Source organism: Enterobacter sp. SORGH_AS_0287 (genome assembly GCF_031453695.1).
Taxonomy (GTDB): domain Bacteria; phylum Pseudomonadota; class Gammaproteobacteria; order Enterobacterales; family Enterobacteriaceae; genus Enterobacter; species Enterobacter ludwigii.
The window spans coordinates 535,015-547,856 of sequence record NZ_JAVIZW010000001.1; the positions used below are offsets into that span (position 1 = coordinate 535,015).

Genomic DNA, 12,842 nt, shown 5'->3' on the forward strand with positions numbered 1-12,842 from the left:
GCAGGTCACCTGCACCGTAAAACGCCCGACCTGCGGATCGTAATAACGGAACAGATTATAGTGTAATCCCGTTTCACTGTCGGCATAGCGCAATGGCTGATGAGCGAGGGCTGTTTGAAAATCATCCTCAACAAAAGAATTAAGTTAGAATAATGGCTTTCACGAATGTCATGAAATGATTACAAGTTATTGCCCTCGCGAGACTAACGTCTGTTCATATCCTCAGTTAATTTCTGGTGAAGATGGTGCTGAAAATAGTTTAATACAGCCTGCAACCCTTAAAAATAGTGTGCAGGCTGTCTGGATAAATGTCAGAAATCTAAAAAATCATCATTTTCAAGGTAATAGTTTAAAGCATCAATAAAATCTTGATTACTGGCAGAAGGTTTTTGTTCGATTACTGATAAGATTACATCAGCAAACTGCTCACCAGAATAAATATATGATAAACCTCTGCTAGCCGCATCTTGCGGATAGACTTCTTTATCGTTTTCATCTACCTGTGGATAACCGGAGACAAAATATTCTTTTTCTCCGAATAACTCTCCGTCTGAGCCATAAATGCAAAAATTATCATCTTCACAACGCGATTTAACCATGATATCAATTATATCTTTCAATTTCATATGGTTACCTTTAATCGACATACTATCCCCTTTTTATTTAGGTTTAGCTACAAATTTTTCTACCAGTAGGACCATCAAGCTTACCTTGTCGTCCAGGTTTTCCACCACCCCATATATCACGTCCACCTTTACCAGTTGGATGATATAAAGAATGATTAGATCTGTGGTCTGCTCTGTCGACCAGAGTCAGTCTGTTTATATCTTCATGGTGATGGCAGGTTAATCCCGAAGGACTTCTGCTCATATCCCCATCTTTGAGCCAGTCATTTAGTTTTGGATATCTGTTGAGCATATCTTGGCGAAATTCCGGATTCGTCTCCATTTTCTGAACAAAATCCACATTAGCTCTGTTGAACTGGACTGCATCACTGGAATATCGATATTGAGGGTCAAGTGAATAATCATGAAAAATATGATATTCACCATTATTTGGCCTGTTAGCTAACCCCCACGGATCAATCCAACCCAGCGGATTCGGTGCATACTGATAAAGATTCCAGCCTCCCAGTAATCCAATCGGGTCCTGCACCGTAAACCGCCCAACCTTCGGATCGTAATAACGGAACATATTATAGTGTAATCCCGTTTCACTGTCTGCGTACTGCCCGGCATAGCGCAGTGGCTGATGAGCGAGGGCAGTTTGCTGCGTGAATCTGTGGAAGCCTTCCGTCTGTCGTGCAACCTCACCAAAACTCCCGTAATGACCGCTCCACCAGAGTTGTCCCTGTTCATCAGTGATATCCAGCGGTGCACCGTTCAGATCGGTTGTGAACCAGAGAACCTCTCCGCTGGTTTCGTCACGCAAATGGACAATACGCGCCAGCGGGCTGTATGTTTCGTTCGGGTCGTAAACATATGTCTGACACTGTCCGTTCTGCTGCTGTTCCTGCAACAGCCGGTATCCCTGCCACAGAAAGCGGGTCTTTGTGGTGCCGTGTGGCATGGTGACCGTTTTGCGTGTGCGGCGGCCCAGGGCGTCATAATGGTAGCGGGCGGTAAAATTGCCTTCTGGTCCATTGCCCCCGGCCCGTATCAGGCGGTTTTCCGCGTCGTATACATAATGCTGTTCATACAGACCACTTCGGCGAAAGACCAGGTTACCCCACCAGTCGTATTTCATAAACAGGTTCTGCCAGTGCGTGAGGCGGTTATCCCTCAGCGACAGGGCAGAAAGGTCATCATCCGGCAGCAGGTTATCCGCAGTGTCGTACCGGAACCTCCTGTTACTGTGGTCCGGACGGGCTTCGTAGTGCCTGAGAAAACGGCCTTCCTCATCATAGCCGTAAATTGTGTTGCCACGCAGGGGGTCACTGACGTCTGACAATTCTCCACTCCCGGTGTAGTTGAAGGCGCGTTCGAAGATTGTCTGTTCCGGCAGGTCGGGTGAGAAACTGCGCTGCCCGGTACGTCTGCCGAGACTGCCATACCGGCGGGTCTGTTCACGGGTTCCCTGAGTGCGTGCCACCTCCCTGTGAATGCGGTCGCGTCTAAATTCAGAGATGATTTGCTGACCGAACCGGATGGCACTGACGTGTCCGGAACCAATTGTGCTTGGCGGTGAGGTGGCAAAGTATCTGGGGGCTGGATATTAATCATGATTTGTTAATTGGTTTTCTACTGACTTTCGCCAGCTCGACAGATGTACAACGAAAAACCTGGTTAAGTAACGGGGTCAGAGCCAGAGAAAATGAAAGTCTGAGAAAAGAGCAAAGAAATAAAAATTATATAAAAATGCTCATGAAAAAGACGATATTAAGTTATATCATGAATCGGGAAGTGTTATTCAGCCTGATACAATGACAAAAAATACTGAAAAGGGAAAGGCAATGCAGCTTAATAACACTTTTTCCGCAATGCTCGAAAAGAAACTGACAGAGAAGAAAAATAAAAATGAATGAAATTAATTTGGAAGGTAGAGAAAGCAATGATGAGATCATTGCGGCAGCAACAGATCATATGGCTTTTTTTCTGTTCTCCATTCTCTCAGGTTGTTATCCGGAGATTGCGACATCTGAATTTGAAAACATCTTCAATGATGAGTTTAAGTTTGATATTGAAAGTTTTATTAAAAATTACAGGAAAAACGGTGGAAACATAATGACGATGTCGGGTAAAGATATCGCTCAGATATATTCAAATCAGCGGTTTCATGAAAAGTTGTCCAGAGCACTCGAACAGTGTAAAAAAGATAAGACAGCTTTAACTGCTATGAATCAAGTAAAGGCTTTTCAGATATAACGCTGAACTGACTAAAACTTGTTTTGGTCTGTGAAGGGTTGGACAAACCCACCGGGTGCGGCAGGAATTAAATTTAATATTCAGTATTAACATTTTTTGCTTGAATGTCATTGCTGGATTTTATTATTAATTTTTCTTTACCATTTAGCCCCTTATAGAGGGGCCTTCCCGTTATCATTATTCTAATGATTTTTATTAGTTGCGAAATCAAACGGTCTTACTATAGAATTCTTATTTGCATCGAGAAAATCAGCCCACCATTGTAACATTAAGCGGCGCTGTTCAAGATGTTTGGCCTTATGTGTGTAGGCTGCACGGACATTGTTCTTTTCCATATGGCTCATTTGAAGTTCAACAACATCTTCTGACCAGATACCTGATTCAATCAGAGCACTACAAGCTAGGGTACGGAAACCATGACCGCACAAGTCGGTTTTGGTTTTATAGCCCATTTTACGTAGCGCCTTGTTGATTGTGTTTTCACTCATAGGCTTCATCGCGTCATAACAGCCCGTAAAGATAAAATCGTTATCATTGTTTACGCCATAAGTCAGCGTCTTTATCTCTTCAATAATGATTAGAGCCTGATTACACAGTGGCACGTAATGTTTCCTTCGCATTTTAGCACCACGAGCAGAATGCTTAATGCCCTCAATTGCTTCACGCTGTTCCGGGATGACCCAAAGCCCACCCTTAAAATCGATTTCTGACCATCTGGCGAATCGTAGTTCACTGGAACGCACAAACGTCAGGGGATTGAGCTTGATCGCCAGTAACGTGAGCCTGCTAAGTCCCTGATAACCATCAATACGTTCCAGAAGTGCTGGTATATCTTCCAGTTCAATTGCAGGTCGATGTTCTGTCTGTGGCTTCTGTACTGCACCTTCCAGATCATAGGCAGGATTGAAGCGGATTATCTTTTGCTGAACAGCATATCGTAGGATAGCGGTAGCGTACTGTTTTACACGCATAGCGATTTCAAGATAACCGAGTGTTTCAATCTTCTTGATTGGAACCAAAAGATCACCCGTATCTAACTCACCTATATCTTTGTTACCGATATCAGGAAACAGGTAAGTTTCAAGACGAGTCCAGACTGAGCGCTGATAATCTTCTGACCAGTTAGTTTTGGTTGCAAACCAGCTTTTTGCAACGGTTTTAAAAGCGCGGGTATTGTTACGCTTTTCCATCGTGGTTTTGTTGTCAGCCTGTTTTTTAGCGCTGGGATCAACTCCTGATGCTAAAAGCTTTTTGTCTTCGTCGCGGCGTTGCCTTGCGTCTGCCAGAGAAACGGCAGGGTAGACACCTATGGAAAACACCTTTTGTTTCGCTTCAAAGCGATAACCCAACTGCCAGTACTTTGAACCGTTAGGATGTACCAGAAGGTAGAGGCCGAACCCACCAGTGAGCTTAACGGGCTTTTAAGCGGGTTTAGCATTTTTTACTTTAGTATCAGTAAGTGGCATGGCGGTTACCCCTGGATGCTGGTAAAAGAAAAACCGAACCAGCTTTACCAGCAAAAGGGTGTAGCTTCGAGTGTTTTTTACTAGACGTGAGTAGACAAGCTAGAAGGATTAACCAATTGATAGAAAGCAAAAAACCAGACGTCAGTAGACATCTGGTTTCTTTAAATTGGCTCCTCTGACTGGACTCGAACCAGTGACATACGGATTAACAGTCCGCCGTTCTACCGACTGAACTACAGAGGAATCGTGTGAACGAGGCGCATAGTATCTACCTCAGTTCGTCTTGTCAAAGGGGGAAAACGCACTTTTCGTTCGCTTGCCGACAATTTCAGCAAATCGCTGATTTTATAGCAAATTCGCGCTGAAATTACACAGTAAATTGCGCCGCCCGCAGGCGGCGCGCAGGATTAGAACAGTACGGAGTAGTTCAGACCAAACGTACGGCCACGGCCTTTATAAGTATACAGACTTGGTGCACCGTAGGTTGGGCTATACAGCCCCGGCGCACGCTGACCCCAGGCGGTGGTGTAGTCTTTGTCCAGCACGTTTTCCACGCTGAAGCTCACTTTACCCACCGGCAGGTCGTAGCTGCCCAGGAAGTCGACCGTGTTATAGCCATCGATTTTCTTACCGTCGGCATCTGACACGTCAAAGGTCTGCGTACTCTGCACCCGCAGGGTCCAGTCGCCCGGTGCCCAGTTGACCCAGGCGCTGGCTTTTGACGGGCTGGCGCTGTCTACCGTCAGCTTCTCCCATTTACCGTTCTCGCGGGTTTCAGACTTAATGGCGTTAAAGTTCGCGCCGGTGCTCCAGTCGCTGTCGGTGAAGAAATAGTCCACCTGGCCTTCAATCCCGTAGATACGACGCTTGTCGTCTTCGAGGTTGATGGTCATGTCCGTCTTGTTGATGGTGATGGTTTTGTCCGAGAGCGAGTAATACGCCGCAACCTGCGTGCGCAGGTTATCGCCGGTGTAGCGCCAGCCCAGCTCATACGCGTTAACCTTAATGCCGTCCAGCGTCGAGTCGTTAACGTTCACGCTGTTCAGCAGGCGATAGTGCCCGTCGACAAGCTGGTAGGTACCGGAGCCGTAATACTTCGCCAGGTCCGGAATTTCGAAGCCCTGGGAGAAATTAAACCACAGCTGCTGCTGTTCGGTCAGACGGCCAAGGATCCCGGCGTTGAACAGGAAGTTGTTGTAATTGGTTTTCCCGCCAGGTACCGCATCAGCCGATGTGGCTTTCCCGTTAGCGATGGCCTGTTGCTGGGTATAACCAACGAAGTCATCCACCTTGTTTTCGGTGTACTGATAGCGCACGCCGCCGCTCAGGGTAATGGCATCAATGTCGTAGCTGGCCTGCAGGAACGGGGCGAGGTTGGTAATGCTGTAACCCGGGTAACGGCCCACGTTATAGGCGTTCTCCAGATCCATACCGCCGCTTGCTGCCGCTTTGTCCAGATTGAAGAACTGCTGGTTAGCGTCGAAGGTTTCGTGGTCAGCATCCACACCCCAGGTCAGCGTTAAATCATCCATCGGTTTGCTGTTCAGCGTCAGCTTGCCGCCGTAAAAATCGGTTTTCTGCTGCGACGCACCGATGCTGCTCACCACGCCTTTGGTCAGTGTCGGGAACGGGTAGTAGGTCAGGCTTTCGTCACGATAGTAAATCTGTGCGACCAGATCCTGGCCCCAGAAATCGGTGTTGGAGTACTGCAGGTTAATCAGATGCCGCTCTGTGCCCGGCAGGCGGTCAGAGTTCAGGTTGCCTTTATTGTAGGCTTTGGCATCACCCGTAACCGCGGAGAAGTTTTCCCCGAGGAACAGGCCGTGCTTCCCGTCAGACTCGCTCTTGTAGTATTGCGTCGTAAGCTGCAGCTGCTGGTGATCGTCGATGTTGAGGGTGCCTGTTCCCATCACATCCAGACGGTCGGAATATTGTAATCCGGTCTGGGTGTTATCAATAATCACCTCGTTGCCTTTGCCGTCGTACCAGCCGCCGTAGCGCTGATACGATACTGACAACCGGCCAGAGGCATTGTCGTTGCCGCCGCTCACCGCGGCTGACACGTTCTCATCGTGATCGTTATGGCTGTTAAAGCCACTCTTTGCTCCGGTCTGGAACTCCACTTCGGTATCAGGCTGGCCTTTTTTGGTCACGATATTCACCAAACCGCCGGTACTGCCACCACCATAAAGCGAGGTGGCACCTGAGATCACTTCGATACGGTCAATGTTGAACGGATCGATAGAGTCGAGCTGGCGGCTGTCGCTGCGGGAGGAGTTAAGACGCACGCCATCCACCATCACCATCATGGAACGACCGCGCAGGTTCATACCGTAGTTGGTGCGGCCCTGGCTGCTGACGTCCATGCCCGGGATCAACTGCGCCAGTACCTCTTTAATCTCTTTTCCACCCTGAACCTGCTGTTCAATCTCAGCACGCTCAATAACCCAGGTAGTCTGCGCCATCTCCGCCACGCTGCGGTGCGCGCGGCTGGCGGAGACAACAATATTTTCTTCCTTTTGTTCTTCCGCCCACGCAGAGGTAGAAAGCATTGCAAGCAAGCAAGGATTTAAAACCCAAAGATGAGAACGTTTCATTGTTATGTAGTTCCTGAATGTGTGTGTCAGTACTCGGTGGTTCTTGCTAAAGATTGATAAACCTGGCTGCTGTCCGGGCGGGGAGTGCTACGCCAGTGGATCACGCCAGGGGTGGTGGCCAGCTCAAACGGCTCGTCGTCGTGCGCGCGATTCAGAATTCGCGCGGCGCGCCAGGCCATCAGGCTGAGCTGGGGTTCGGCAATGCCAAGACGGTGCATCCCGGCATTCACGGCGAACAGGCGGTTGCTCTGCGGACCGTCCCATTCAAGGGTGAAATCATTGTTGATGCAGAAGGTTTCGTCGGCGTCCAGACGCAGGCGATGGGAGAGCGGTGCCAGAAACGCAGGCTGCACGGTGCGATAGCCGGTCGCGAAAATCACCACGTCGGTATCGAGTTGTTCACGGCCGCCGTCAAGGTGATGCTGTAACGTCAGGCGCTTGCCGTTTTCCTGCTGCGCGATCGCGGTGACCGAGCGAGAGGGCAGGAGGTGTGCCCACGGTTTTTCCCGCAGCACTTCGAAGCGGTGATACATGGCGCGATAAATCGCCAGCAGAGACTCCGTGGTGATGCCGTCGGAGGTCATCTTCTGCTCGTGCAGCATCTGACGACGCGCCTCTTCGCCAAGCGTGGAGAAGCTGTCTACATATTCCGGTGTGAAATACTCGTTGGCGAAAGCCGCTTCATCCAGCGCGTTATAATTGTTGCGTCGGGAAACCCAGTTCAGGCTCAGTGGCTGACCCCACTCCCCGCGGAAGATATTTAGAAACAGATCCGCACCACTCTGACCTCCGCCGACGACGGTGACGCGCTTGCCCGCTAAGTCCGGCGTGCGCAGCATCATCTCGCTGGCGTGGAAGCAGCTGTCATCCTGCGCCGGAGCGCAGTCAGGCAGGTTAATCTGTTTGCCAATTCCCACGCAGACGTGACGCGCCAGGAAGCGATCGCGCTGAGTCACCACGTCGAACAGACCGTTTTTTTCATCAAAACTGACCTGCTGTACCTGCTGGCTGAAGGACAGGTTGGTGAGGTTTTCCGCGGCCCAGCACAGGTAATCGGCAAACTCTTCGCGAGAGACGGTACGCTGCTCGGTGGTTAGAAAACGATAGAACTTTTTACGCTGCACCAGATAGTTAAGAAAACTGTGGCGATTGGTGGGCTCCACGGCGCTCACCAGATCTTTCAGGAAGCTGGTTTGCATATGGCAGTCCGGCACCATCATGCCAGGGTGCCAGGAGAAATGCGGCTTGCGTTCAAGAAACAGCGAACTAAAACCGTCCAGTCCCTCAGCCAGTGCGGCGATGCTGAGGTTAAACGGGCCAATACCAATGCCGATGAAATCATACGTTTTCATTGCGCTGACTCCTGGGAGACCAGAAAAAGAGGGTTATCAAGATCGGTGACATAGTTCGGCAACATGCGGCTGCCGCCGTCGTGTTCGGAGAAGGTCAGTTTGACCGGGTTGAGGATCACGCGAATAATTTGCGGCTTAAACAGATCAAACTTCGCAAAGCGTTCGGCGAGATCGGGATGCGCGGCCATATAGCGGCGCAATACCTCGGCCAGTATCTGGTAGAAACGGGTTTCGCTGACGCCGCTTTGCAGGGTAAGGCGTGAAATAAACCGCAGCACCGTGACAAAGTTACCGGTTTGCAGATCGTGAATGATGTAATCCGCACTCAGGCGCGCCGTGACGGACTTCACCTGTTCAGGCAGGCTTGCTGCCTGCGGGAAATCTTCATCCACCAGGCGCATGTCCCCCTGGAAATCTTTCAGCAGGATGCGTTGCGGGATGGCGTCTTTCATCACCAGCGTCACGTTCTGGCCGTGGGCGATAAGCGCCACGCCGTAGCGGCAGAGCAGGTGATAGAAGGGGATGACCGTCGCGTCAAAGAGCTTTTCCAGCCAGGCTTCAGCGGTCAAACCGGATTGGGCAATCCATGCGTCAATCAAGGGGCGTCCGGCGTTATCGCTCTCCATCAACGCAGCCATCAGCACCGCTTCTTCACCCTGCTGAAGATAACAGGACGGATTTTCGCGCCAGATAACCCCCAGCATCTCCTGATAGCGGTAAGGCGCTTTCGGCAGCGCGGCGTAACCCGGGTGGGAAAGATACCCGGCCGCGGGCTCGCCAAGCACCTGCGCGCCACAGCGAATAAGCGTGGCATCGCTGGCGAACTGCTGCTGTAACCAGCGTGAGGCCAGCGGGCCAGCGGCAATGTACTTACCCGGAATACCGCGATAGCAGGAGGTGTTGTAAATGGTCAGCGGCAGCTTGATGTCAAACGGCGCGCGGCGGCTGGCATTGGTGAGGGTACGCAACGATTGCTGCGCCAGGTACTCGTCGCCAAACTCGCCCAGCTCAACCATTTCGCCGCGCGCGAGTTGCGCCAGGAAATGGACAGCAATCTTTTGTTGCCACTGCCACGGATGCAGCGGCACGGGCAGCCAGTTATCATCAAGATCCAGCGCCTGCCAGCGGGCATCAAACCGGGCGCGCTCGGCGTTATCCATGGCGCTCGCCAGCAGAGTATTGATATCGCAATCAACATCGCTGCTCCAGACCAGGTGCGCACGTTGCACGGCGACCCAGTGCAGGCGAAAACGGCCACGGTATTCCGGGGCATACTGGCGTAGCGCATCCAGCCCCCAGCCGCGCCGTCCCTTGTTAAAGATAAACTTAGGATGGCCGCTCATCAGGCATTGTAATTCGTCCGGGTCAAGATGAATGAGCGCGTCAGCATCCAGCGTTTCGCGCGCCTGTAACAGCTGAATATCACCCCGCAGCGTGGCATAGAGATCTTCCAGATGCTCCGCGGTCTGCGCGTCGCTCATCTCCAGTACCGTCGCAAGCTGCAGCAGTGCAGTTTCTGCGTCCACTGCGTTACCGCTGACGGTGGTTAGGCTCTCGGGGTCGATATGCAGCCAGCCCCAGATCCCGCGCGTGGCCTGGAACTGCCAGGTCTCCGCGCCCATGGTGATTTGCCAGCGATTGTCTGCCAGCTGCCGGGCGCTCAGGGTGCGTTCATATTCCAGCTCGGCGAGGATTTTCGCCACCATGTCGCGGTTCACTTTCTGCCAGTACACGTTCACAGTCCCACCTCGCTGAAGAAGCGGTGACGCTGGTTCATGATGAGGCGCGAGCGTTTATGCGGGAAGTCGAACTCTTTCACGGTCTCGAAACCGGCAGACGAAAGATGGCGGAACAGGCGCTGGTTGTCGAAACGCGGCTCGGCAACGATGCGTGTTGTGCGTGGCTCATCCAGCCACAGATAATGGCTCAGACCGCGCAGCCAGCTGCGGATATACTGCGCGCCGCGCCAGTTTTCTTCCCCAACCAGCATGTGCAGGCCGCGGTCAAACGGCTGCCAGCGATAGTGACGGCCAATACGGTCTTCCGCCGCCCAGTAAATTTCAAAGTAGCCGAACGGCTGGTCATCAAAGCAGCCAATAAGCGGATAACAATAGGCCGAGTCGAGCTGACGGCGCAGGTAATTTTCCTGCTCCGCCTGCGGGCCGGCCATCTCCCAGAAGGCGTTAACGCGCGGGGTGTTCATCCAGCGGGTGAAACGTTCGCCGTCCTGCGCCACATCGGCCACGCGGAAACTCAGGGTGCGTTTAATCTGCGGGTCGTAACGGCGATAGACTTCGCCTTGCGGACGGTGAGGGCGCAGCGGGAAGTAAAGCTGACGGCTTTCATCGAACTGCATGCCGCCGTGGTTCTGGGGCCGTTCTCCCTGCAGCCACAGAGGCAACTGCCAGAACGTTTCGCGCGCCAGATAATCCCCGCTGGCAAGCGTAAACAGCGCCTGCGCCTGCGGTTCATCCTGCCAGGCAGACCAGGGGAGCGTGACGCCGGTCAGTGCCGGTGCGGCGATGAACAGCTGATCCAGCGCGTCGACTAACCAGCCTTCCGGGATACCACTCACGCGCTCAAGCACTGCGCTGCCGTCGAGACCTAACGTCAGGGGCAGAGTGTTCTCCGTTTCGGTGCAGCGAAAGCCATAGCCAGAATGGACGATATTCGCGTTTGCCATCACGCCTTCTCCTTGTAAAACGGGTTGCTAAAGTCGAAATAGATCACTGCCGGATCGGCGATGGTGTTTTCGTTGCGATCGTGCAGATAGCAGAAAAAGTTGCCTTTACAGTTCCAGGTTGGGCTGTCGAGCACGTAGTCGAGGCAGCGGGTCTGTTTCGCTGTTTTGCGTAATTCGGCCAGTGCGTCACGCACCTGCGCCATCAGGCTCTCTTCGCTGTCGAAACCGGCGGCGGCGAGGGCGGCAGTCACGGCAAGCGTTGAGTTCAGCAGCAGGTAGTAGGGGAAGTAGCGCAGCAGCTGGCTTTCGCCAAAACGGTTTTCCACATCATGTTCACCCGCCTCTTTTAGCCATTCATCGGCCCCTTCAGTCCAGGCACTGCCCTGACAATCGCGGTAGATCAGCCCGACGGGGAAATCCTGCTGCATCTCAACGAGGATATTTTGCTGGTGCGCCAGCAGAACCAGGCCGTAATCCGCCTCCGCACTAAACAGCGGAAGTAAGACGCGATCGCAATACGCCTGCACCCAGCAGCGCGCAGCCTCGGCGAGGGGTAAATTCAGGCGATGGCTCAGACGACGTACCGCCGCAACCAGCAGACTGTCACCTCCGTCCGGTGCCGCCTGCGTCAGGCTCACCAGTACGTTGGTCTGGCTGTCTGGCGTCTCAAACAGCAGGTTCACGCGCAGGGCCATCAGGCTCTCTTCCTGGATGACGCCATTTTCATCACGCAGCCCCGCCCAGCCGTCTTCCTGCATAACACGCAGGGTCGGGTAGCGTGCCTGTAAGGTCTGCCAGCGCGCTGTCTTAGCCAGACGCGCCAGGCGCATACCGCGTTTAACCTCTTTCACTGACAGCGTGCGCACGGAGTTGGTCAGGCGCACGCTGAGGGAAAACTTGATCATGTCGCTGTTGGTTTCGCTGTAGAGCGAGCGCGAGGAGCTGGTGGGCAGCCACTGCGCGCCCGCTTCGCCCAAATCCTGCAGGTCGCCGTTAGCCACAAGACGCTGGCACCAGGCCTGACCCAGCAGATGCTCGGCCTGCCACGGATGCATCGGCAGCAGCCAGCAGGTATCAGTGAAGTGACCGAGGAGCTCAGGGGCACTCTGCGCTGCGAAGCGTAGCAGGCGTTCGCGAAGAGAGACGGCCAGGCTGTCGCCGGCAATCAATTCACGCTTAACCGCAAACCAGCGCAGCGGGAAGCGGGAGGCAAAATCAGGCAAATAGCGGCGCGCTTCACTTTCGTTAAACGGCTCGTGAGATTTGGGGGCCGGGTGAAACGCATGGCCCACCAGCAGCGCCTGTTCTGCTTGCGCAAAATTCAGCGGTTTGTCACGCAGGGTTGCCCAATTGTGGCGCAAATCTATGGCCTGCCAGGTGTGGGCATGGCTTTCAAGGGCGCGTTGCTTAAAGCGAGCCAGCGTTTCGGTATCGAGTGAGCCCTTAACTGAAGGTTTTTCCAGAATTAAGTCAATCAGTTGCGTGAAAGTGACGGCGTCACCGCTGTCGCTGTCGCGCTGGATAAGCGTCGCCGGAAAGTGATACTGATGATGCTGAGTTGGAGAGAAATAGCGTACCGGAACCCGAATGGCCTGGGTTGAAGAGAGCGGAATATGAATCTGCGATAGCTCATCCGCAACGGTAGCGGGGAGATAGCGCCAGTCCTTCGTTTCACGCAACAGGGCGTTCAAAAAACACTGGGCCGCAACGTCTGTACCGGCGGAGCGGGGCAGAGTACGCATAGGTGTACCTCATTCCATGATTGATAATAATTATCGTTATGATATGCATTCTGTTTACAGCCGCAACTATTTTTGCAATATTTGTTTTCATAAACTTCATGATTTCCACACATTTATTGACACTATGTTCACATTCTC

7 protein-coding genes, 1 tRNA gene and 3 pseudogenes are annotated in these 12,842 nt (G+C 52.6%); 1 reads left to right on the top strand and 10 read right to left on the bottom strand.

Annotation, left to right across the window (positions count from 1 at the left end):
• Positions 1-9: 9 nt before the first annotated feature.
• From QE396_RS02430 to QE396_RS02440, 3 genes and pseudogenes are all read right to left on the bottom strand, one after another.
• Positions 10-117, bottom strand: a pseudogene (locus tag QE396_RS02430) (RHS repeat-associated core domain-containing protein); the annotation flags it as partial.
• A 194-nt stretch (positions 118-311) separates the two neighbouring features.
• On the bottom strand, positions 312-647 hold the full coding sequence (locus tag QE396_RS02435; protein ID WP_020883305.1) for a hypothetical protein: 336 nt from the start codon (positions 645-647) through the stop codon (positions 312-314).
• Between the two features lie 22 nt (positions 648-669).
• Positions 670-2,169, bottom strand: a pseudogene (locus QE396_RS02440) (RHS repeat-associated core domain-containing protein); the annotation flags it as partial.
• A 347-nt stretch (positions 2,170-2,516) separates the two neighbouring features.
• Between QE396_RS02440 and QE396_RS02445 the strand changes: the two are divergent.
• On the top strand, positions 2,517-2,864 hold the full coding sequence (locus QE396_RS02445; RefSeq protein ID WP_020883307.1) for a hypothetical protein: 348 nt from the start codon (positions 2,517-2,519) through the stop codon (positions 2,862-2,864).
• Between the two features lie 182 nt (positions 2,865-3,046).
• On the opposite strand, the pseudogene QE396_RS02450 reads toward QE396_RS02445, so the two are convergent.
• The 7 genes and pseudogenes from QE396_RS02450 to QE396_RS02480 form a co-directional block, all read right to left on the bottom strand.
• Positions 3,047-4,330: pseudogene (locus tag QE396_RS02450) on the bottom strand (tyrosine-type recombinase/integrase).
• A gap of 167 nt (positions 4,331-4,497) precedes the next feature.
• A tRNA-Asn gene (locus QE396_RS02455) sits at positions 4,498-4,573 on the bottom strand.
• 164 nt (positions 4,574-4,737) lie between these two features.
• A complete protein-coding gene (locus tag QE396_RS02460) occupies positions 4,738-6,927 on the bottom strand; it encodes a TonB-dependent siderophore receptor (protein WP_020883309.1) in 2,190 nt (729 codons plus the stop codon).
• 26 nt (positions 6,928-6,953) lie between these two features.
• Positions 6,954-8,279 (bottom strand): lysine N(6)-hydroxylase/L-ornithine N(5)-oxygenase family protein, encoded by a 1,326-nt coding sequence (locus QE396_RS02465; protein ID WP_020883310.1) that lies wholly within the window; start codon positions 8,277-8,279, stop codon positions 6,954-6,956.
• A complete protein-coding gene (iucC, locus tag QE396_RS02470; protein ID WP_020883311.1) occupies positions 8,276-10,018 on the bottom strand; it encodes an IucA/IucC family siderophore biosynthesis protein in 1,743 nt (580 codons plus the stop codon). Before iucC ends, QE396_RS02465 begins: the two co-directional genes overlap by 4 nt.
• A complete protein-coding gene (locus tag QE396_RS02475; RefSeq protein ID WP_020883312.1) occupies positions 10,015-10,962 on the bottom strand; it encodes a GNAT family N-acetyltransferase in 948 nt (315 codons plus the stop codon). The genes iucC and QE396_RS02475 overlap by 4 nt, the downstream gene beginning before the upstream one ends.
• Entirely contained in the window at positions 10,962-12,704 is a 1,743-nt protein-coding gene (locus QE396_RS02480) for an IucA/IucC family siderophore biosynthesis protein (RefSeq protein WP_020883313.1), read from the bottom strand. The genes QE396_RS02475 and QE396_RS02480 overlap by 1 nt, the downstream gene beginning before the upstream one ends.
• Positions 12,705-12,842: the final 138 nt, after the last annotated feature.

Excerpts from the sequence above, each read along its gene's own strand:
- QE396_RS02435 (WP_020883305.1), bottom strand. The coding sequence starts at position 647 with ATGTCGATTAAAGGTAACCATATGAAATTGAAAGATATAATTGATATC.
- QE396_RS02445 (WP_020883307.1), top strand. The coding sequence starts at position 2,517 with ATGAATGAAATTAATTTGGAAGGTAGAGAAAGCAATGATGAGATCATT.
- QE396_RS02460 (WP_020883309.1), bottom strand. The coding sequence starts at position 6,927 with ATGAAACGTTCTCATCTTTGGGTTTTAAATCCTTGCTTGCTTGCAATG.
- QE396_RS02465 (WP_020883310.1), bottom strand. The coding sequence starts at position 8,279 with ATGAAAACGTATGATTTCATCGGCATTGGTATTGGCCCGTTTAACCTC.
- QE396_RS02475 (WP_020883312.1), bottom strand. The coding sequence starts at position 10,962 with ATGGCAAACGCGAATATCGTCCATTCTGGCTATGGCTTTCGCTGCACC.
- QE396_RS02480 (WP_020883313.1), bottom strand. The coding sequence starts at position 12,704 with ATGCGTACTCTGCCCCGCTCCGCCGGTACAGACGTTGCGGCCCAGTGT.